This is a genomic window from Streptomyces sp. NBC_00503 (genome assembly GCF_036346895.1).
Lineage (GTDB): Bacteria > Actinomycetota > Actinomycetes > Streptomycetales > Streptomycetaceae > Streptomyces.
Genome location: NZ_CP107855.1, coordinates 217,147 through 238,353, shown reverse-complemented (window position 1 = coordinate 238,353; position 21,207 = coordinate 217,147). Strand labels below are relative to the sequence as shown.

The following is a 21,207-nucleotide window of genomic DNA, read 5'->3' as shown; positions in this document are numbered from 1 at the left end:
CCTGCTCCGCCCCAGCACCCGCCACCCGAGGAAACCTCCCCGATGACGACGACCCTCCCCGACGTAGCGACCCTCCCCGACGCATCTGCGCTTTCAGGCGAAACGATGCTTCCCGACGACACGGCCCGCCTGCGCGCGGCAGCCGCCTTCGTACGGGAACACGACACCGCCACCCTGCTGCCCCTCCTGCTGCCCGGCCTGCGCGGCACGGAACTGAACTCGCTGGCCGCGCACTGCCGGTTCGTCCACGCCGGCCTGCTGCTCTTCCCGACCGACCCGCAGGATCTGAGCAGCCGACTCGCCGACTGCGGGCTCGCCGCCGACACCCCGTCCCAACCCAGCGTCGTCGTACGGGAACGGCTCGCCCGACGCCACCGCCGAGGCACGGGCGAACTCGACGTACGGATCCTGCGCCCCGCAGTCCGGGGCCCGGCCGGGGAGCGCCGCGCGGTAGAGGTGTTCGCCCTCACGGTGCCCGCCGGCTCGGACCTGGAAGCGGTCGCCGCGCACGAGCGGGCCCGGGGCCACGAGGCCCACCTGGCCTTCGAACTGGAGCAACCGGACCCGCTGGTGCTGCGCGGTCTGTGCACGGTACTCACCCGGCACGGCGCCCGCCCCGACGGCGGCGGGTACAACCCGCACGAGGACGGCACCGTCCTCTACTTCACCACCCCGGCGGGCGAGACCTACGGCTACCGGCGCATCGAGCTCTACATGCACGGCGACCACCGGGACGCCCTCGCCGCCCACTTCGACGAGCGCCCCGGCGCGGGCCGGCCGGCGGAGACGCTCCTCCACCTCCTCACCGGAGCGTGGACCACACAGGCCCTCGCCGCGTTCGCACGCCTGCGGCTGCCCGAGGCCATGGACACCGATGCCGCCACCAGCACCCGGGAACTGGCCCGGAGGACCGCCACCCACCCCGACAGCCTCGCCACGCTCCTGCGCTACCTCACGATGCTCGACATCGTGGCCGAGGACACCGGGGGACAGGACGGCTTCCGCCTCACCCCGCTCGGGGCCCTGCTCCGTGCGGACTCCCCGGACTCGATGCGCCCGCTGGCCCTGATGTACGCGGGCCCCTTCTACCGGTCCTTCGGCGCCCTCGACCACACCGTACGGACCGGGCAGCCGGCCTTCGACCACCTCTTCGGCGAGAACCACTTCGACCATTTCGCCCGCGACCCCGAACTCGCCGACCTCTTCGACCGTTCCATGGCCGCGAGTTCACGCATGTTCCAGCCGCTCCCCGCCCACCCCGTGATCACCGCCGCCGCCCAGGCTCCCACCCCCCGGACCGTCGTCGACGTGGCCGGCGGGAACGGCGAACTCCTCGGCCGCATCCTCACCGCACACCCGAAGCTGCGCGGCACGCTCCTGGAGCGCCCCCACGCCGTGGAAGCCGCCCGCCGCTCGCTCGACGCCGCGGGCTGCGGCGCCCGGTGCGACTACCGCAGCGGTGACTTCGCGGACGTGCCGCACGGTGGCGACGTCTACGTCCTCTCCCGCATCCTGCACGACTGGGACGACGACCGGTGCCGGGAGATCCTGCGCCACTGCGCCCGCGCGATGCCCGACCACGCCGACCTGCTGGTCATCGAGCGGCTCCTGCCCACCGACGGCTCCCCTTCGCTCGCCACGGCCTGGGACCTCCACATGATGTGCAACGTCGGCGGCCGCGAGCGCCGCGGCGAGCACTACGCCCGACTGCTCGCCGACGCCGGACTGGAACTGATCGACCGCACGCCCCTGCCCCTGGAGGCGTACGTCCTGCACGCCCGCAAGGCCGCTCCTGAGATCGGCGCCTGAGGTCAGCCGTTGGAGGGGACCGGGCCGAGCATGCGCTTGCTGATCCATTCCAGAGGGCCCGCCGCGGTCATCCGGCGCCTGGAGGTCTTCCCCGAGCGGATGGCCCGCAACATCGACCAGACCCACGGCCTCGTCCACTCCTCCGAGGTGTCTTCCTCGGCCTGGTCGCCGACGGCGCGGAGCGCGAGCACGCGTACCGGCTCGTCCAGGCTGCCGCCGAGGAGGCCTGGCGTACGGAGACCCCACTGGCCGGCGCCCTCGCGGCCCGGGGGGTCGCCGTCCCCGACGGCCTCGTCGATCCCCGGCGGTTCCTCGCCACCGGAGCCACCTCAAGTCCCGACTCGAAGAACTCGGCGCAGAACTCGGCGCGGACCTCAGCAAGGAGCTGTAGCAGCATGTGGAAGTGTGAGCAGGTCATCGGCGGCGCCCTGGACGTCGAGGAGGTGGCCACCCTGTACCGGGCGTCGACCCTCGCCGAGCGCCGCCCCGTGGAGGACACCGGGCGCTTCACCCGGATGCTCGCGGGCGCCAACCTCGTCATCGTCGCCCGCGACGAGGACGGCCGTCTCATCGGGATCTCCCGCTCGATCACCGACGGCGCGTACTCCACGTACCTCAGCGACCTCGCCGTCGACTCCGCGTACCAGGGCAAGGGCGTGGGCCGCGACCTCATCCGCGCCACCCGGGACTCCGCCCCCCAGGCCAAGCTGATCCTCCTCTCGGCCCCGGCGGCCGTGGACTACTACCCGCACATCGGATTCACCGCCCACGATTCCGCCTGGACCATGGACGGCCCGGCCAACACGTAGCCACGGCACCCGCGCGCACTGCGGCAGTGCCGGACCCGGTAGGGGCCGAAAGGAGGGGAAGGGGCGGCCCATGGGCGGGGGCCGGAGGTCCCGAGTCCTGTATCGCGGACGACCGTGGCCTTTCGGCCGGTGTGCTCCGCACGCCACCCGGTGTTCCCTGGAGGAGGACGCCGCGGACATGCGGAAGGAATCCCGAGAGACTGGAAGACCACCATGTCGACGTGCACCGAGCAGAGGGCGGAGGTGATCGCAGAGAACCGCACCCGCAAGGGTCTGCTGCCGCTGTGCCTGAGCGAAGCAGCCGAGCGGTTCTCCTTAGCGGTCCTTCTACGGAATGCGCGCGGTCCTCGTGCTCTTCCTGATCGACACCGCACACGGTCTCGGCATGTCGAAGGGCACGGCGGTGGCCCTCGTCGGCGCCTACCTGTCCGCCTGCTACTTCACCGCCCTGCCCGGGGGCTGGATCGCCGACCGGCTGCTCGGCGCCCGTAGGACCGCCCTGACCGGCGGCATCGCCATCCTGGTCGGGCACATCGCGCTCGCCCTGGAGGCCGGAGCGGCCGGGGTCTGTGCCGGGCTCGTCCTGATCGCGGTCGGCACCGGCCTGCAGAAGCCCAATATGACCGCCATGGTCGGGAAGCTCTACGCCGAGCGGACCGACCAGGAACGGGACGCGGCCTACAGCAAGTTCTATGCGAGCGTCAACGTCGGCGGCCTGGCCGCGACCCTCCTCGTGGGCTGGCTCGGACTGCACTTCGGCTGGAACGTCGCCTTCGGCACGGCAGCCGTCGCCATGGCCGTCAGCCTGTGCGTCTTCCAGTCGTCCGGCAGCCTCCGCGAGGCCGCCGACGCACCGGGCCGCCCACTCACCCGCGCCGAAGCCCGCACGGTGGCCGTCCGCACCCTGTGGAGCGCGGCCGGTGTGCTCGCCGTCGGTGCCGCGGCCCGGGCGAGCGGAACGCTGACGCTGCCGGGCGCGCTCACCGCGTTCGCGGTCCTGGCCGTCGTCGTACCGGTCGGCTGCATCGTCAAGCTGCTGCGCCGCACCGATCTCGACGAGCGGGGACGGGCCGGTATCCGTGCCTACGTGCGGCTGTTCGCGGCGGCCGTCGCCTTCTTCTGCATCTTCGACCTGGCCGGGTCCAACGTGCAGCTGTTCGCGGCGGACCACGTCGACATGATGGGCATCCCGGTCACCTGGCAGGCGGCCCTCAACCCCGTCATGACCATCACCTTCGCCGGAGTCCTCGCCTTCGTATGGCGCAAGGTACGGATCTCCTCGCCCGCGAAGTTCTCCTCGGGCCTCGTCCTCGGCGGGCTGTCGTTCCTCCTGCTCGCTCTCGCCGCGGGCCATGCCACCGGCGGCGCCCACATCTCGCTGCTCTGGCTGGTCGGCCTGTACGTCCTGCTGAGCATGGGCGAGCTGTTCCTCGCCCCCACCGGCCTGTCCATCAGCCACAAGCTGGCTCCGCCCGGTACGGGCTCCCAACTCGTGGGCCTGTTCTTCCTGGCCGCCGCCGCGGGTGACGCCATCGGCAGCCAGGTGGCGACCCACCTGACCGGAGCCGCCCTCTACATCGCGCTCGGAGGCCTGGCGATCGCAGCCGGCCTCGCCATGGCCGCGGCCACACCGAAGCTGCGACTCCTGACCGGCGAATGACACCCATGCGGCATCCGGCTCAGGTCCGGCGCCATGCGCGCAGGGGTTCGGGGCCGCCCACATGAGGGTGATCCACGGTGCCGACCGGCCCCGAATGCCCGCCGAAGCCGTTGTACGCCCTGCTGGCCCCACCGCCCTCAGGAGCACCACATGACCCACTTGCCCTTACCCGCGACCCCTGACCATGACCCCGACCCGGCCGCTGTCCCTGACCCTGTCCGTGTCCCTGGGCCCACCCCGAGCCCCGGCCCGATGCGTCAGACCCTCGGCGAATGGCGCATCGGGCTCGTGGCCTGGCGGCTGCTCGTCCTGCAGACCGCGCACCCCGTCGTAGCGGCCGGCACCGCCCGCTACTCCACCTACCGCGCCCACCCGTGGCGGCGCATCGAGCACACCATGGACAGCGGCAGCCGGCTGTTCTTCGCGGGCCCGGAGGAGCGGCAGCGCGAGATCGCCCGCCTGGAGCGCGCCCACCGCAGGATCCGCGGCACCGACGACGCCGGGCGCCCGTACAGCGCCGAGGACCCGGAGGTCCGGGCCTGGGTGATGGTGACGCTGTACGAGGCCATGACAGCCATGCGCGAGCTGTCCGGCGACCCTCTGAGCCCGGCTGAACTCGACGTCCTGTACGCCGAGTTCAAGGAGGTCTGCGAGGCCCTCGGCATCACCGGCGACGTCCTTCCGGCAACCGCCGCCGATGTGCCCGGCTATGTGGAGCGGACCGTCCGCGAAGTCCTCGAATTCGGCGACCCGGTCCGCTACCTGCTCTTCGACATGCTGCGCGAGGCCCCCGCGCCCCGGCGCCTCGGGCGGCTGCGGCCCGCCTGGCCGCTGCTGCGCGCCGTGGCTGCCCGCACCCTGACCACCCTCACCATCGCCGACCTGCCCCCGTCCTGGCACGAGCGCTTCGGTACGCCCCGGACCCGGACAGCCGCCACCCTGTCCTGGGTGGTCCACCGCGGCATGCGCCAGGTCATGACCCGGCTGCCGGACCACTTGCGCTACCGCGGCCAGTCCGACGGGGAGGGCCGACCCGAAGCCCGCCGGTCGACGTCACCGCGCCTGCCCCGGCCCCGTACGGCCGACTCCCGGCCGGCCCGCCTGGAAGCCTTCTTCCGCCAGGTACTCGATCAGACCGGGGACGGCCGCGTGGACTCCGCCGACCTCCAGGCCATGGTCCACAACGTGTGCTGGCAGCTCGAACTGCCCGCCGCCCACGAGGACCGTCTCTACGCCGCGTTCGAGACCTGGTGGAGGCAACTGTGCGCGGGCACGGACGCGGACGCCGACGGCGCGGTCGAGTGCGCCGAGTTCGTGTCCGCGATGCTCAAGGGCATGGACCAGGACCCGGAGTACCTGGAGAACGGCCTGCGGCCCGCGATGAGCGCCCTGTTCCGGACCGCGGACACCGATGGCAGCGGGCACCTGTGCGCGGACGAGTACCGCATCCTCTTCGGCGGCTCCCGCGTGCACCCGGCCGAGCTCAATGACGGCTTCCGGGAGCTGGACGCCGATGGCGACGGCAGGATCAGCGAGGAGGAGTTCGTCACAGCGTTCACGGAGTTCTTCACCGCCGCCACGGAATCCACCGCCGGGACGGCCCTCCTGGGCCGCCCCTGACGCGGACCCGCGGATCCGCCGACCGCGGTCCAGGACCGAGTGGTCGGCTGCCGACGTACCCTCACCGACTCGTGCCCGGACGGCGGGAGGTCCGCCGTCCGGGCAAGAGCCCTCAGAAGCTGCCTAGGCGCCGCGAACTCCGGTCACCTGCCGGGGCGTTTCAGGCTTGGCGCAGGCAGAGCGTGCCCCAGTGGAAGCCGGCACCGATGGCGCACATGACGTAGGTGTCACCGGGGCGGAGTTTGCCGGCGGTGGTGGTGTGGTGGAGGGCGGTGAAGAGGCCGGCGGCGCCGGTGTTGCCGAGGAGGTCGAGGGTGATGGGGGCTCGGGATGCGGGAATGTCCAGGCGGCGGAGCGTTTCGTCGAGGATGTTGATGTTGGCCTGGTGGAAGAAGTAGTGGTCGATGTCGGTGGGGGTCAGGCCGGCTTCGCGGGTGGCGTTGGTGATGCTCTGGGGGAGGCGGGTCGTCGCCGTCTCCCATACGGCGGGTCCGTCCATGGAGACGTAGTGGGCGCCGGTGCTGAGGGTGTCTGCGCTGGTGGGCAGGCGTGAGCCGCCTCCGGGGATCTGGACGGCGTAGGACAGCCGGGAGCCGATGTCGTAGGACAGCAGCCCGGCTCCCGGGGTGTCGGCGCGGGTGAGCACCACCGCGGCGGCGGCGTCGCCGAAGAAGACCCCGCCGGTGCGGTCAGTGGGGCGGATGACGCGGGAGGCGCAGTCGGCGCCGATGACGAGCACGGTGGAGATGGAAGGATTCTGCAACAGGTGTGCGGCCAGCAGCACGGCATGCACACCGGAAGCGCAGGCGGCGTGGGCGACGTCGAGCGCCATGGCCCGGGTGGCACCGAGGGAGTTCTTGACGATGACGGAGGTCGAGGGCAGGGGCTGGTCGGCGGTGTAACTGGCGACGATGACCGCGTCCAGGTCCGCGGGGTCGATCCGGGCTGCTTCGAGTGCGGGGCGGGCGGCGGCCACGCACATGTCGGAGGTGGCCAATTCGGGTGCCAGGCGACGGCGTTCACGGATCCCGGTGCGGGAGGTGATCCATTCTTCGCTGGTCCTCAGGTTCCGGGTGAGGTCCTTGTTGGTCACGACCGTCGGCGGCAGGTGCAGGCCGGTGCCCGCGATCGCGAAGGGAACCGGGAGCCCGGTGCCGGTGTGGGTGTCCGCGGCGAGTTCGGGGGCGAGGGTCATACCAGGGTGCTCCGGTCCGCAGCGGTGAGGAGTTCGAGGTCGGTGTAGAAACGGCCCGAGGGGCGGGGCTGGCCCAGCAGGATGCGGCGGGCGGCGTCCGCGGTCAGTGCTCCGCCGAGCGCCACACCCGAGGCGAGCTGCGGCCAGCTGCTCAGGGTGACGCCGATCTGGGTGATCGAGGCGGTCAACTCCGGGCTGATGCGCTCCCGATCGACCATCGTGAGGATGGCGTCGACCGCCTCCTGCGGCGTGAGGTCGGCCAGATCGGCGGAGGTCGTCTCACCGAGCAGGCCGTGCAGCAGCGGCCGGTCGGGTTCGAGGTCGAACCGTTCGACGTCCAGCAGCCCCCGGTCGTTCGCGTCCATCACGACCGGGATCCCCAGGGCCCGGGCGCGCTCGCGGGCGGCGAACTTCACGTAGGGCGTGTCGCATTCCTCCACGAGGAGATCGATGGGGCCTGCGCCACCGGAGAAGAAGTCCTCCATCGTCTCGTCGGTCAGACCGCCGGGGTAGATCTCGATGTCCAGCCAAGGGTCGATCTCCACCATCTGACGGGCCGCGATCACGCACTTGTTCAGACCCAGGTGGTGCACGCCCGCGCGCAGCCGGTTCAGGTTGGAGACGCTCAGGCTGTCGAAGTCGGCCAGTTTGAACGCGCCGCCGATCCCCTCCATCGCGAAGGTCAGGGCCGCGCTGCTACCGACCGAAAGCCCGATGATGCCCACCCGGCGTTCCAACAGCCTTCGCTGCTCCGGGCGTTCGATCCGGCCCCGGTTGCGGTCCGTGCGCACCAGGCGGAACTCCTCGCGGGGCAGCAGGTGCACCAGACGTCCCGACCACGGGTAGAAGGCCCAGATCCCGTAGTCGTGCGCGGGGGTCCCGTCCAGCTGTTCCGCCACGGCCCGCTCCACCGCCTGCGCCGATGAACGCAGCCCGGGCTCGCGGCTGGTGACCAGCTCCCTCAGCTGCTCGTCGACCGTGTCCAGGATCTGGCGTACCCCGCCCGAGTCGAGGAGCGCCTCCAAGCCGCGTCGGTCCTGCTCCCGCCCCAGGTCGTAGAGGACCGGCCGCCAGCGTGCCGCGGCCTCGGTGTCGGCCTCGCCGCGCCCTCGACCGGCCGCGACGGCGCCGACCGGGCGCCGGGTGTCCGCGCCCGGAGCCAGGCAGGCCTCGACGGCCGCGCCCAGCCCGGCCTGCCGGGCGGATACGGTGGCGGCCGGGAAGTCCTCTTCCAGGCGCTCGATCAGGTCGGCGTACTCCCCGGCCCGCTGTGCGGCCCGGTAGAGCATGATCACCACGTCTTCGGTGTAGTGCTCCACGTAGCGGCGCGTTCCGGGCACCGGGCGGAATCCGAACCGTTCGTGGAAACGATCCTGCCCGTCAGCGGTACCCGAGGTCCCGATCATCGCCTTGGCGCCGAGGCAGCGCGCGGCCGCGATGGCGAAGGCGTTCAGGTAGACCCCCAGGCCCAGCTTGCGTGCCTGGTGCTCCACCACCAGGCGGCTGTGCTCAAACGTTTCCGCGACACCCAGGCCGTACTCGCGCAGCACTTCCTCGTACCGCCCCGCCCCCAGATACGCCCGGGTCTGGAACAGCTCGCCCGTCTGCGGCGTCGAGAGCCTTACGTAGCCCAGCGGGCGACCGTCCGCCTCCCGTCGGGCGATGAAGTGCCAGGCCCCGAAATCCAGTTCCTGACTGTCCGCGTACGAACCGTCCGCCGCCCGGAAGTCGGGCCGCCGCCCGCGATCGAACAAGATCCTCGCCCGCAACTCCCGGACCAGCCCCACCGACTCGGCCACTCCCGGTTCCTCCGGCCCCAAACGGAACGCCGATACATGCCACGGCACCCCCGTACCCGTAGAAACACCCTTCACGAACAATCACACCTTTCGCCCAGCGCACGCCGTTCGGCTGCGCTCCTGGGGCGCACACCCAGCGCACTCCCGAAGTCACAACGAGCGCCCTCAAGATCGGTTTCACACCGAAGCGGAACCAGCCCGCTCACCCCGCCTTGCCGGCACCCGCGTACGCACACGGGTGCCGGGATCGTCGTGCGGTACGGATGCCGGCGCCATCGGCGGTGAGATCACGCGGGGAGCCGCCGGGACCACCGCACCGGCAGGGCGGTCAGGCCCCTGAGCATGGTGCCCGGGCGGCGCACGAGGGAGTCGGGGTCGACGGCCAGGGCCAGGTCGGGGAGGCGCCGCAGCAGCCTGGCCAAGGCGGTCCGCCCCTCGACGCGGGCGAGCGGTGCGCCCAGGCAGTGGTGGATGCCGTGGCCGAACGCGAGGTGCCCCTGTGCGGCGCGGCGGATGTCGAAGCGGTCGGGATCGGGGAAGTGGCCGGGGTCGCGGGATGCGGCGGCCAGGGAGAGCATCACGCTGTCGCCGGCCGGGATGCGCACCCCCGCGATCTCCACGGCTTCCGCGGCGTACCGGAAGGCCGCGGAGGTGACCGGTCCGTCGTGGCGGAGCATCTCCTCGACGGCGCCGTCGAGGAGGCGCGGGTCCGCCCGGAGCGCGGCGAGCTGGTCCGGGTGGCGCAGCAGGTTCAGGACTCCGCCCGAGATGAGGTTGACCGTGGTCTCGTGTCCCGCGACGAGCAGCAGGAAGGCCATGCCGAGCAGTTCCTCGGGGGAGAGCCCGTCCTCCGCGGCGGAGGCCCGGACCAGGGCGCTCATCAGATCCGGGCCGGGGTCACCGGCCTTGGCGGCGATGAGCGCGGCGAAGTACGCGCTCATCTCGCCGGCGGCTGCACCCGCCGCGGCGGGGGAGGACGGCGCCACGAGCTCGGTCGACCAGGCGTGGAAGAGGTGTTGCTCCTCGAAGGGGACTCCGAGCAGTTCGCAGATGACCGTCTGGGGCAGCGGCAGGGCGTAGCGGGCGACCAGATCGGCGGTCCCGGTCGGGGGGAGGGAGTCGAGGAGTCCGTCGGCGATCTGCCGTACGCGCGGCCGCATCGCCTCGATCCGCCCGGCGGTGAACTCCCGTGCGACCAGGGCGCGCAGACGGGTGTGCTGGGGGGCGTCGGTCTGCAGCATGTTCAGCCCGATGGCGTTGCCGCCGTCGCTCTCCCACGTCGCGGAGTGCCGTATGTCGTTGCGCAGCCGGGCGTCCCTGAGTGCGGCGCGCACCTCGTCGCGTCCGAGAACGAGCCAGACGTCACCGGTCCCGGGAACGTGTACCTGGTGCACAGGGCCCTTCTCGCGCAGTGCGGCGAAGACGGGGTAGGGGTCGGCGGTGAAATCGGCACCCACGGGGGCGAGTTCCTCGAGCGTCGGGGCAGGCATGACGGGTTCCCTTCCTTCCAGACCAAGCGGGGACTGCTCCCCGTTTCACCCGGATGACGCTACACCAGGAAATGGGGTGCTGTCCCCGTTTCATGCTGCCGGCCGGTGCCGAGACGTTGCCGGGGCCCTGGTGTGCGCGGGGTGGCGGCCGGGCAGGTAGTTTGCTCGGGTGAGCCTCCTTGATGATGTGGCAGAGCGCGACGGCTGGCGCTGCTGGGTGTGTGACGAACCGGTCGACCCCGACGAGTCGGTGAACGACCCGCGGGGGCCCAGCGTCGACAGCCGGACCGCCGACCGGAAGGCCAAGGTCGCCGAGCGGCTCGCGCACCGCGGGTGCAACACCCGCAAGGGTGCGGTCAAGGTGGTCATCGCCTGGCCGGACCGCCTGTACGTGGTCGAACCCGCGCCGCTGATCGCCGTCGCCGCCAGGCTGGAGCGCAAGGGCGGCCGCGAGATGGTGGGCCGTTGCCCGACCAAGAAGGACGCCCAGGAGGCGGCGGATTGGCTGGTGGACCGGTTCTCCCGACTGGTGCCGGGGATGAAGGTGACCGCCGACATCGAGGCGGGCGGCGGCCAGTTCCTCGTCGTCCTGTCCACCGGCCGCCGCTGACCGGGGACCATCGGCCGACCGGCGCGAAGGCGCGGGCGGCCCCTTGACGGACCTGCGAGTGCGGGTCCGGTCCGTCCATCCACGAGCCGGACCCGCCTCTCAGGCGGTACTGGCCTTCGCGGACTCCGCGACCCCGGCCACTTCAGTGGTGGCGGCCGGCCGCGGCCTGCGGACGAGCGGAACCGTCGCGCACGCGGCGAGCAGGGACGCCGCGGCGACCGCGTACCAGCCCTCCCGGAACGCGGCGACGGTGGGTCCGTGGGCCGAGGTGCCGAGGATGCCGACCAGGATCGCGACGCCGAGGACCGCGCCGATCTGGCGGCCCATCGAGGTGATGGCCGAGCCGGTGGCGAAGCGGGCGGGCGGCAGGGCGGCCGCGGACGCCCCGGTCAGCACCGGGAGCGTCATGCCGACGCCGAGGCCGGTCAGCATCATGCCGGGCAGGAGCGAAGCCGCGTAGGCCGATCCGGTGTCGAGCGTCGCGGCCCACCACAGGATGCCGGCCGCGAACAGGACGGTTCCCGCCAGCGCGATGCGCCCCGCACCGAACCGGGCGACGGCCGGCCCGATCCGCAACGCGACCGGCGGCACCAGCAGGGGGCCCGGCGCGATGGCGAAGCCGGTGCGCAGGGCCGAGTAGCCCCACACGCCCTGGCACCACAGCACCGCGCCGAGCAGCATTCCGGCGAACGCGACCGTGAACAGCGTCAGGGCGGCCGCCGCGGATGCGAACGCCGGAACCCGGAGCAGCGGCAGCTCGACGATCGGCACGGGGTGGCGGGCCGAGCGCAGGACGAACCAGACGCCGAGCAGCACCGCGGCAGCCAGGCCGCCGAGGGTGCCGGCGCTCGCCCAACCCCAGTCGGGAGCCTTGACCAGGCCGAGCGCGAGCGTGGCGATCGATCCGGTGAGAAGGGTTGCGCCGAACAGGTCGGGCAGCGGACTCTTCTGCGCCCCGGCGCGTCCCGGCGACGGCAGCACCTTGACCCCGAGCGCGAACGTCGCGATCCCCACCGGCACGTTGACGATGAACACCCAACGCCATCCGGCCTCGACCAGGAGCCCACCGGCCACCGGCCCGAGTCCAGCGGCGATCCCGCCGATCGAAGCCCAGGCCCGAACCGCCGCGGCGCGCTTCTCGGGCGCCGTCGTGTCGAGCAGCAGCGCGAGCGACGTCGGCATCAGCAGCGCGGCGCCGGCGGCCTGTACGAGCCGTGCTGCGACCAGCGTCCCGACGCCGGGGGCGAGTGCGCAGCCGACCGAGGCGAGAGTGAACACCGCCAGGCCGGTCAGGAAGACCGGCTTGTGGCCGGTGCGGTCGGCGACGCGGCCGGCGACCACGAGGAGCGCCGCGAAGACGATCGCGTAGCCGTTGAGGACCCAGGAGAGGGAGCCGAGGCCGCTGCCGCCGAACGATCCGCCGATCTCCGGGAGGGCCACGTTGACGATGAAGAGGTCGAGGTTCGACATGAAGACGGCGGCCGCGACCGTCACGAACACGGCTCTGGACGCTCTTGGTGAGTTTGAAATTCCAACTGTCATGAGCCGGAGGCTAGTCAGGTGAGTTTGAAAACGCAATGGACTCGGGGGAGGATGGAGGGGTGACCTCGAATGCGAAGCAGGGCGAGAACGCGGTTCCGCACCCCGAAGTGCCCGGTCGGCCGTGCTCCGTGGCCGCCGCGCTGCAACTCGTAGGCGAACGCTGGGCCCTCCTGGCGATCCGCGAGATCTTCTACGGGAACCAGCGCTTCGACCAGATCGTCCGCAACACCGGCGCCCCCCGGGACCGCCTCGCCGCCAGACTGCGCGCACTGGAAGAGGCGGGCGTGGTCGAGCGCCGCGCGTACAACGAGCGCCCCTTGCGCTTCGAGTACCACCTCACGGAGGCCGGCCGCGATCTCGCACCGGTCATGCGCGCGCTGCTGACCTGGGGCGACCGCTGGGCGGTGGACACTCCGCCGATCGCCTTCCGGCACCACGGCAGGCCCGGCTCCGAGCACGACGCCGAGCACGACCTCGATCCGGCGTCGACGTGCCGGACCTGCGGCGAGGAGGTCGGACCGGGAAGCCTCACCCTCGACGTGCGGGCGCCCGGATGGGACCGGGCCGGGCCGACCGAAGGCTCCTGAACTCCGCAGGGCTCGTCCGGTCGGGCGGGCTGTCCCGCGTCTCGGTTTGGTCCGATCGGTCGGATCTGCCGGTGGGTCGTGCCGGGACGTCGGGAGAGGTGGCAGGGCCGAGGTTATGAATGAAATCGCATGAGCATTTCATCGCCCGACCATCCATGAGCATCAACCTCAGGAGCCACACGATGCGCCCCATCCGAGCGGCCTGTCTCGGCGCGGCCACTGCGCTGGTCACCCTCCTCGCCTGCGCCCCTGTCGCGGCCGCCGCAGCGACGGACACCCACTCCGCCCAAGACAAGAGCAAACACCAGGTCATCACACTCGTCGGCAAGCTCGCACAACAGACGCGCTTCCCCGTCAACCCCGGCGGCCCCGCCGCCCAGGGCGACCGGACCGTCGTCCGTTCGGACCTCTACGACCAGAACGACAAGAAGGTCGGCGAAACCGGAGGCTTCTGCACCACCACCCGGGCGGCGCTGCCGGGGGACGCCGGCGGAGCGGAGGAGTGCGTCGTGACCTACAGCCTCCCGGGCGGCCAGCTCACCGCGCAGGGCCTGTACTTCGGCATCCTCAACCCGGGCCCTCCCCCCTCGTTCGACAACGCGATCACCGGCGGCACCGGGAAGTACGACCGGGCTCGTGGCACGGTCCACGCCGACACGATCGGTACGGGCATTCGGCGCTTCACGATCGACCTCTACCTCTGACCGACCCCGCCCGGTCGGAAGCACAGCGGCGCCCCGCCGGATCCCGTCGTGGTTCGACGGGTCGGCGGGGCGCATCGCTGCACGGGGCAGGCGGTCGATCGGGCCGTCAGTCGGTCAGTCGGTCGGTCGGTCGGTCGGTCAGGAGTAGGCCTCGATCTCCCACAGCGAGTAGCCGTAGCCCGTGGCGCGCTGGGTGCCGGTCACCCTGAGGTAGCGACCGCTCGCGTTCAGCCCGGTGAGGTCGTCCGTGCCTCCGTCGCTCGTGGTGGTGGAGTACGCGTCCCGCCAGGTCGTGCCGTCGTCCGACAGCTGGACCTTGTACGCCTTGCCGTAGGCGACCTCCCAGTCGAGGACCACGCGGTTCACGTTCTTGACGGCTCCGAGGTCGACCTGGATCCACTGCGGGTCGGAGGCGAAGGCCGAGGACCAGCGGCTGGTGGCGCTGCCGTCGGTGGCGGCCGTGGCCGGGTAGTCCGCCGACTGGACCGAGGAGGCCGTGGTCGGCTTGGACAGGGCCAGGTTGGCCGAGGTGACGACCCCCAGGTCGTCGACGGTCAGATCGTCGATCACCAGGTCCCGGTCCGAGTCGGAGGTCTCCGCCGTCAGCTTGCGCATGCCGATCCAGGCGTCCGCGGCGGCCGTGAAGGTCTTCGTGAAGGTGGTCGTGGTCCGGGCCTGCGGGAGCGTGTCGGAGGAGACCTGTCCCGTGCCGGCTCCCAGGGTGAAGGCGTAGTCCCCGGCCACCGACTGCTGGTACTTGAAGGCCACCCGGTACTGGTGTCCCGGCTCGAAGCGCAGGGTCTGCGGGATGGTCTGGTAGAGCAGCCCGGGCCGTTCCTCGTGGGATTTCAGGGAGTTGTTCCCGGCGAGGACGTCGTCGATCAGCTTCCCGTTCCAACCGGCTTGCGTGTACGGGGCGTTGAGCTGGGCGAGGTGCGTGCGCGGGTCGGCGGTGGAGCCACCCGCCGAGCCCACGACGAAGGGGTACCAGCCGGCGTCCACGTTCTCGAAGTCCTCGGCGAAGGCGTGGCCGCCCTGCGGGCTGCGTGCAGTGCGCACCACGCGCACATCGTCGAAGCCGGCCGTTCCCACCGCGCCGTCGGCGCGCAGGGCCAGGGTGGCGGTGGACTGCCCCGCCGGGACGTCGAACAGCACCCGCATGCGCTGCATCGTGCTGCCGTTCTTCTCGTCGGCTCCCACGTTGTTCTTGTACGGGGAACTCGTGGCGTAGACGCTCTGCTCCGTGCCGCCCGTCGGGGTCACCGCCAGAGTGGCCCTGCGGCCGGTGGTCGTGGAGACGTACACGCTCGCCGCGTACGTGCCCGGGGTCAGGCCCGTGAGCTGCTGCGCGACGGAGGCGGTTCCCGCCCCGATGGACAGCTGCGACTGGCCCACCGCGTTGCGGGTGACGGATGCGGACCCGGAGACCGTCCACTTCGAGAGGTCGCCGGAGGTGAAGCCGGGGTCTCGGACCGGGCCGCCCTCGCCGAATCCGGCGTCCGCCTGGGCGGGCGCGGCCGACGGGTAGACGACGTACGGGGTCTTCGCGGCGGCCGTCAGGGTGACCTTGCCGCCGGTCACCGGGAGGTCGCCGACCAGGACACGGCCCTGATCCGTGAGCTTGTACAGCTTGGCCGTGCCGCTCTGCGCCCAGGACGCGGGCACGTTCCAGGTGGAGGATCCGCCGGAGGCGCTCCAGTGGTAGAGCTTGGACTCCCCGCCCTGGCTCCAGGGCAGCAGGTAGCTGTCGCCGATCAGCACGGGGTGTCCGTCCTTGCTGATCGTGCGGGTGTTGCCGCTCAGGGTGGCGCTCACTCCGCCGTCGAAGTCGATGCGGTTCGCGGCCCACTTGCGGATGGTGAAGCCCTGGAGGTACTTGGTGGGCAGGTTGGTGGTGAAGGTGGTGTTGATGAAGTTGGTGAAGTCCTTGGTGCCCTGCCAGCCCTCGTAGGCCGTGAGGGTGCCGCCGCCGAGCAGCGGGTCGCCCGCGATCCAGTCGTCGCGCTGCTGGTTGCGGATGAAGCGCGCCACCTGGGAGTTGACGCCTTTGTAGTTGCTGCCGCCGTAGTTGAGGTCGTTGGCCCAGTGGGACCAGAGGGACTGGTCCTCGAACTTGTCGGGGAACTCGGTGGTGAGCTGGTAGCCGAGGCCGTTGATCTCGCGCGCCAGGGCCTGGGAGGTGTAGCCGTCCCCGTACCAGGTGTCCACGTAGAGGAACTTGAGGTCCGGGGCGACCGACTTCAGCTCCTGCAGGCGGGCGAGCCGCTTGCCGCTGGTGCCGTCCAGGCGGTAGTTGAGGTGGTAGGACTGGTCGAGATAGTCCCAACCCTTGTCCGAGGTAGCGCTGTTGAGGAGCGAAGGGTCGAAGGACCGGGCGACCGGGTAGGCCTCGGTGTCATTGATGTGGACGCCGATGTCGGCGTTGTATCCGGCGCCCGCCGCGACGAGGGTGTTCAGATCGGCGGCGCCGCCCTGCCGGGCGCCGACCAGGCCGTAGTCGGGGTGCGCCGAGTCGTGGCCCTCGGACCCGTACCCCTTGAGCAGGACGAACTGCCCGAGGCCGTCCGTGGCCCGGGCGACCCGCTTGGTCTCGTCCAGCGTCTGGAGGAACGGGTGGGTGGCCTGGGAGGCGAAGTTGTACGGGATGCGCTGGACCACGCGGCGGGCGGTGTCCTCCCAGCCCTGCGGACTGGTCATGATGGAGCGGAAGGCGATGGCGCCGTCCTGCCAGTCGACGGTGGAGTCCGCGTTGCGGTCACCGGTGACCACCACCTTGGCGTAGGGGAGCGGTTCGGTCCCGGAGGCGCCCGCGGCCCGGTGGAGCCAGTCCCCGCTCCACAGACCGGCCCGCCGGTAGCCGGACTCGGCCACCGTCTGCTTCTGGATCCGGCCGCTGTCGGCGGAGTTCTGGCCCGACGGGCTGTCGTAGTACGAGTTGGTGGCGATCGATGCCGCGAGGGAACCGGTGTTGAGGATCGCGTACATCGCACCCTGCGCCGCGCCGTCGGCCGTCGTGCCGGAGGTGAGCTGGGTGAAGGTGTCCCCGGTACCCGTGGTGTTGGTGTTCATCCGGGTGGTCTCGACGGCGGCGCCGGCCTGACTGCTGCGCACCGAGACGAGGTTGTGCTGCGGGACGGAGAGCGAGGCGATCGGTACGGCGCTGTCGGTGATCGAGGTGACGGCGAAGGTGAGGGCGTTGCCGCTGACGGACAGCGTGGCCTTGACCGTGTCGCCGTTGGCGAAGGCCAGGGTGTAGTCGACGTGGTCGGCCGCGACGGTGCTGGAGACGGCCGGGGTCTGCGCGGCGCCGTTGAGGACGACCTGGGTGAGCGGGTCCTCGTTGCCGTAGAGGACGGCGCCGCTGGCCTGGTCGGTGTACTGGACGACCCGCGGGAAGGCCGTGTCGACCTGGACGGCGAGGGCGGGCGAGGCGATGGTGACGGTCCCGGCGGCGGCCGTGGCGGCGGCCGTGGCGGTGGCGGTGGCTGGAGCCGTACCGGCCGCCAGCGCGGCGGCGAGGCCTAGGGCGGCCGCGCACAGGAGGGACGTGGGGCGTAGCGGTCTCATGGGACTCCCTGGGGTGGGTCCGGTACGGGTCCTTGCGGTGGGTGCGGTACGGGTCCGTGCGGCGGTACGGGCAGGGCGCACGGCGTGGCGCCGTGCGGGTCGGGACCAGGGCAGGGGTACGGGCAGGGGTACGGGCTGCGGCCCGGCCGTCACCAGCGCAGGACGGCCCAGCCCCGGTGAGGCAGTTCGGCTCCGAAGCGCAGGGTCTGACCGTGCACGGCGGTGTCCGCCGGGCGGGGCTCGGCCAGCGGGGCCAGGAGCGTTGCGGCCACGGTCCCGTCGGGGAGCCGCGGCAGGTCCACCACCGGGCGGGCGGGATCCTGGCAGCCGTTGGCCACCGTCAGGGTGGTGGCCCCGTAGGCGTACGACAGGTGCGGGATCAGGTACGGGCCGCCGCTGACGAGGGGCAGCGCGGGGGCGGGCCCCTCCAGGAAGCGGACGGTGCGGTGCAGCAGCCGCTGCGCGTGGTCGTCGAGCGGCAGCACGCGTGCGTCGGTCGCCGCGAGCACGGCGACGCGGCCGCCGAGCGCGTTGGCGAAAGCGGTCCGCGCCGCACCCCAGGGGCGGCCGTCCGGCGTGCGGACCTCGCTCCACCGCTCCGCCCCGGGCGCCTCCCGGAGCCGGGCCAGGGCGGGTTGGGCGTTGACGCTGAGGACGAGGCCGCGGAACTCCTCCCCGGCGGCGGCGCCGAGGTGTTCGGTGGCGTACGGGCCCGGTCCGCCCGGGGCCGAGGCCTCCCGGCCCACGGTCTCGGCCTCCTGCAGGCCGATCAGGGCCCCGAAGCCGCGCCGGTGCAGGATCACGGCGGCGACCCCGTCGAGCAGCAGACCGCCGGCCAGCAGGGCTCGTACGGCCGTGTCGTCGAAGGCGTCGGCCGACGGGCCGAACAGGGCCTGCACCGGCGCGGGTCCGGCCGTCACCGGCACCCCGCAGCGCAGCAGGAGGTCGGCCGCCGGGCCCGGGTCGACGGCCAGCTCGGCCAGGCCGCCGCCGTGGGCCCGTACGTGGGCGGCGGCGTCCTGGGCGAAGGGCAGCCCCACGCCGAAGGTGCGCTGCTCGCGCGGGTGCTGACGGCCTACGAGGTCCAGCGCGGGCCGGGCGCGTTCGAGCAGTTCCGGGATCCGGGGATGGCGGCCGGGGCTCCCGCCGTGCACGGGATACAGGTTGAGCAGCAGGGCGTCCGCCCCGGACAGCTGGGCCGCGACCATCTCCGACCAGGTCTGCGCATCGGATTTGGACCAGGAGGTGTGGGGCCAGTTCTCGATCTCCGGCTCGCTCCCAACGAAGTCGGGGCGCAGGGAGCGCTGGAGTTCGAGCATCCACAGCTGGCGGCTGAGCTCGCGCCCGGGGGCGTCGGAGTACGGGGCGAAGTGTGGGCGGTGCACGGCGCGGCCCCCCGGGGCCAGCGCACCGAACAGCGCGCCCCAGTCGCGGCCCTCCACGGAAGCGGCGTCCAGGCCCGAGCTCATCAGCCCGGTACGGGAGCGTCCGGCCGAGCGGCGGTGGACCTCCGCGGCGACCTGCGCGGCCACCTCCAACTGCGCGGTCCGCCAAACCTGTTGCCACAACACGCGCAGCGGGTGCGGGGGACCGGGCGCCGTGAGTGCGGCGACCAGCTCCGGGCGCGGGACGGGGCGGCCGGCCAGGTCGGCCAACCGTTCCAGCATGAGGGGTTCGAATCCGCCGCCCCAGCCGAGCGGCGCGTGGTTGTGGAAGCGGAAGTCGTCCTCCAGCCACAGCACGCGGAAGCCGAGCTCGGCGAAGCGCCCGTAGTGTGCGCTCAGCCAGGCCCGCCAGCGCGGGCAGGCGAAGGAGGCCTGCGCCGCCGAGACCTCCCCGTCCGGGGACACCATCGGGGCGAAGCCGTGGGCACCCGTGCGGCCCCGGTCTGCGTGGCCGGCCGTCACCCAGGGATTGAGGCTCACCTCCAGGCCCGCCCCGAGGAGGACCTCCTGAGCGGTGGCCGCCGCGTCGAACCAGAGGTCCTCCTCGGGTCCGGCGAGGTGTCCGGTGAAGTGCTCCTCGGCGCCGAGGAGCAGGACCACCTCGTCAACTCCGGCGCCTGTGCAGGTTTTGGCCAGTTCGGCGGCCGCGACCGCGACGGAGTCCGTGCCCTCGTAGGGATGGATCTGGAACCGCAGGTGGTACCGGACGCTCACGCCGTCGGCCTCCTCGCCGTCGCCTCGCCGTCTCCGTCGTCTCGCCGTCTCCTCGGCCCCTTCACGGCGCCAATTAGTTTCGTTAGCATCGGAATTAAAAGAGGGTCAGTCAACCCCGCGGACCGAATCCGTTCCGGGCCAGGGTCGCTGGACGTGTGGCTGGCAGACTCTCGGGCACGGCAGTGAGGAGCACCGGTGAAGGCAGATCCGCGAAGCACGGGGCGCGACGGCGGACGGGACGGCGGGCGGGGCGGCGAAGGCGGCGACGGCCGGGACCGCGAAGGGGGCGGCGGCCGGGACGCTGGCCGGGGTGCGCTCGTCGACCCGGTCACGATCAACGGCCCATCCCGGCCCGCCGGGAGGACCTCCATCCGCCGCACCAACCTCGGCCTGGTCCTGCGCCTCCTGCGCGACGCGGGACCTCGCTCACGTGCACGGATCGCCGCCGATACGGGCCTGCCGCGGCCCACCGTCACCGGCCTGGTCACCGAGCTCATCGAGCTCGGCCTGGCCCGCGAGGGGGACGCCCAGCGGGACGGCTCGGTCGGCCGCCCCGGCCAGAGCGTCCGGATCGACGGACGCCGGCTGTGCGGCATCGGCCTCGAGATCAACGTCGACTACCTGGCCGCCGTCGCCCTCACCCTGGGCGGGGACACCGTCTTCGAGCGCCGCGTCGCCATGGACGTGCGTACCGCGGGACCGGACGCCGTCCTCGACGGCGCCGCCGGTCTCCTGCGCGAGGCCCTCGCCGCCCTGGACGCCGCCGGGGTCGCCACGGCCGGGATCACCATCGCCGCCCCCGGAGTCGTCGACATCAGCTCGGGCACCGTCGTCTACGCCGCGAACATCGGCTGGCACGACGTCGACGCCGTCAGCGGGATCCGTACCCGGCTGGGGCGCGGGGCGCCCCAGCTGCGCCTGGAGAACGACGCCAAACTCGGCGCCGTAGCCGAGTACTTGGAGGCCTCCGCCGCCGGCATCCACGACCTCGTCTACGTCACCGGCGAGACGGGCGTGGGCGGCGGGATCATCAGCGGCGGCCGGCTCCACCGCGGGGCCGCCGGATTCGCCGGGGAAATCGGGCACATGCCGCTCGACCCCGGCGGGGCCCTCTGCGCCTGCGGGCGCCGCGGCTGCTGGGAGACCATGGTCGGACTCGCCGCCCTGCTGCGGCACGCCGCCGCACCCGAGGACCCCGTACACGACCCCTCCCTCGACCTGGAGTCGCGCCTGGCGGACCTCCAGGAACGGGCGGCGGCAGGGGACCCCCGGACGCTGGAGGCCCTCGACAAGGTCGCCGCCGGCCTCGGCCTCGGCCTGGCGCTGCTGGCCGACGTCCTGAACCCGCGCGCGGTGGTCCTCGGCGGCTACTTCACCTACTTCGGCGCCTACTTGGCCCCCCGCGTGGAACGCCTGATGGCCGAACGGGTGATGGCCCCGGACACGGGCGGCTGCCGCCTCCTCCTGTCCGCCCTCGGCTTCACCGCCCCGGCCCGAGGCGGCGCCCTGCTCGCCCTCGACCCGGTCTACGAGGACCCGTCCCACGCGGTCCCGGCGGCCGCGGGCCACTGAGGCCGGAAGGAGTCCGTGATGGGGTCCTCGAGCTGGGCGCGACAGCTCGTACGGGTTCCCGGGACTTCCCGTGCGTGTTCGCTC

Annotated in this window: 15 protein-coding genes; 8 read left to right on the top strand and 7 right to left on the bottom strand. The window is 72.4% G+C overall.

What is annotated here, in order from left to right; translation table 11 throughout:
* The first annotated feature begins 105 nt into the window (after window positions 1-105).
* Entirely contained in the window at window positions 106-1,809 is a 1,704-nt protein-coding gene (locus tag OG490_RS01235) for a methyltransferase (protein ID WP_330294391.1), read from the top strand.
* A 2-nt stretch (window positions 1,810-1,811) separates the two neighbouring features.
* On the opposite strand, the gene OG490_RS01230 is transcribed toward OG490_RS01235, so the two are convergent.
* Complete coding sequence (locus OG490_RS01230) at window positions 1,812-2,000, bottom strand: hypothetical protein (protein ID WP_330294390.1); 189 nt, start codon at window positions 1,998-2,000, stop codon at window positions 1,812-1,814.
* 204 nt (window positions 2,001-2,204) lie between these two features.
* Between OG490_RS01230 and OG490_RS01225 the strand changes: the two genes are divergently transcribed.
* From OG490_RS01225 to OG490_RS01215, 3 genes are all read left to right on the top strand, one after another.
* Complete coding sequence (locus OG490_RS01225; protein ID WP_330294389.1) at window positions 2,205-2,618, top strand: GNAT family N-acetyltransferase; 414 nt, start codon at window positions 2,205-2,207, stop codon at window positions 2,616-2,618.
* 334 nt (window positions 2,619-2,952) lie between these two features.
* Window positions 2,953-4,278: a peptide MFS transporter gene (locus OG490_RS01220; RefSeq protein ID WP_330294388.1), complete on the top strand. Its 1,326-nt coding sequence runs from the start codon at window positions 2,953-2,955 to the stop codon at window positions 4,276-4,278.
* A gap of 252 nt (window positions 4,279-4,530) precedes the next feature.
* Window positions 4,531-5,898: an oxygenase MpaB family protein gene (locus tag OG490_RS01215; protein ID WP_330294387.1), complete on the top strand. Its 1,368-nt coding sequence runs from the start codon at window positions 4,531-4,533 to the stop codon at window positions 5,896-5,898.
* Window positions 5,899-6,058: 160 nt separating this feature from the next.
* On the opposite strand, the gene OG490_RS01210 is transcribed toward OG490_RS01215, so the two are convergent.
* From OG490_RS01210 to OG490_RS01200, 3 genes are all read right to left on the bottom strand, one after another.
* Window positions 6,059-7,093: a 3-oxoacyl-ACP synthase III family protein gene (locus OG490_RS01210; RefSeq protein ID WP_330294386.1), complete on the bottom strand. Its 1,035-nt coding sequence runs from the start codon at window positions 7,091-7,093 to the stop codon at window positions 6,059-6,061.
* Complete coding sequence (locus OG490_RS01205; protein ID WP_330294385.1) at window positions 7,090-8,892, bottom strand: GNAT family N-acetyltransferase; 1,803 nt, start codon at window positions 8,890-8,892, stop codon at window positions 7,090-7,092. The genes OG490_RS01210 and OG490_RS01205 overlap by 4 nt, the downstream gene beginning before the upstream one ends.
* A 287-nt stretch (window positions 8,893-9,179) precedes the next feature.
* Window positions 9,180-10,382: a cytochrome P450 family protein gene (locus tag OG490_RS01200; protein ID WP_330294384.1), complete on the bottom strand. Its 1,203-nt coding sequence runs from the start codon at window positions 10,380-10,382 to the stop codon at window positions 9,180-9,182.
* Window positions 10,383-10,551: 169 nt separating this feature from the next.
* Here OG490_RS01200 and OG490_RS01195 point away from each other — a divergent pair, with 169 nt between their 5' ends.
* The gene (locus OG490_RS01195) at window positions 10,552-10,992 is read left to right on the top strand and encodes a hypothetical protein (RefSeq protein ID WP_330294383.1); all 441 of its coding nucleotides are present in this window, start codon (window positions 10,552-10,554) and stop codon (window positions 10,990-10,992) included.
* 99 nt (window positions 10,993-11,091) lie between these two features.
* Here OG490_RS01195 and OG490_RS01190 read toward each other — a convergent pair whose 3' ends face one another.
* Window positions 11,092-12,492 (bottom strand): MFS transporter, encoded by a 1,401-nt coding sequence (locus tag OG490_RS01190; RefSeq protein WP_330294382.1) that lies wholly within the window; start codon window positions 12,490-12,492, stop codon window positions 11,092-11,094.
* 101 nt (window positions 12,493-12,593) lie between these two features.
* On the opposite strand from OG490_RS01190, the gene OG490_RS01185 reads away from it, so the two are divergent.
* Window positions 12,594-13,121 (top strand): winged helix-turn-helix transcriptional regulator, encoded by a 528-nt coding sequence (locus tag OG490_RS01185; RefSeq protein WP_330294381.1) that lies wholly within the window; start codon window positions 12,594-12,596, stop codon window positions 13,119-13,121.
* A gap of 182 nt (window positions 13,122-13,303) precedes the next feature.
* Window positions 13,304-13,825 (top strand): allene oxide cyclase barrel-like domain-containing protein, encoded by a 522-nt coding sequence (locus OG490_RS01180; RefSeq protein WP_330294380.1) that lies wholly within the window; start codon window positions 13,304-13,306, stop codon window positions 13,823-13,825.
* A 138-nt stretch (window positions 13,826-13,963) separates the two neighbouring features.
* Here OG490_RS01180 and OG490_RS01175 read toward each other — a convergent pair whose 3' ends face one another.
* Complete coding sequence (locus OG490_RS01175; RefSeq protein WP_330294379.1) at window positions 13,964-17,392, bottom strand: endo-alpha-N-acetylgalactosaminidase family protein; 3,429 nt, start codon at window positions 17,390-17,392, stop codon at window positions 13,964-13,966.
* A 149-nt stretch (window positions 17,393-17,541) separates the two neighbouring features.
* Window positions 17,542-19,551 carry a hypothetical protein gene (locus tag OG490_RS01170; protein WP_330294378.1) on the bottom strand — a complete coding sequence of 670 codons (2,010 nt, stop codon included), beginning with the start codon at window positions 19,549-19,551 and terminating at the stop codon, window positions 17,542-17,544.
* Window positions 19,552-19,746: 195 nt separating this feature from the next.
* Between OG490_RS01170 and OG490_RS01165 the strand changes: the two genes are divergently transcribed.
* Entirely contained in the window at window positions 19,747-21,123 is a 1,377-nt protein-coding gene (locus OG490_RS01165; RefSeq protein WP_330294377.1) for an ROK family transcriptional regulator, read from the top strand.
* Window positions 21,124-21,207: the final 84 nt, after the last annotated feature.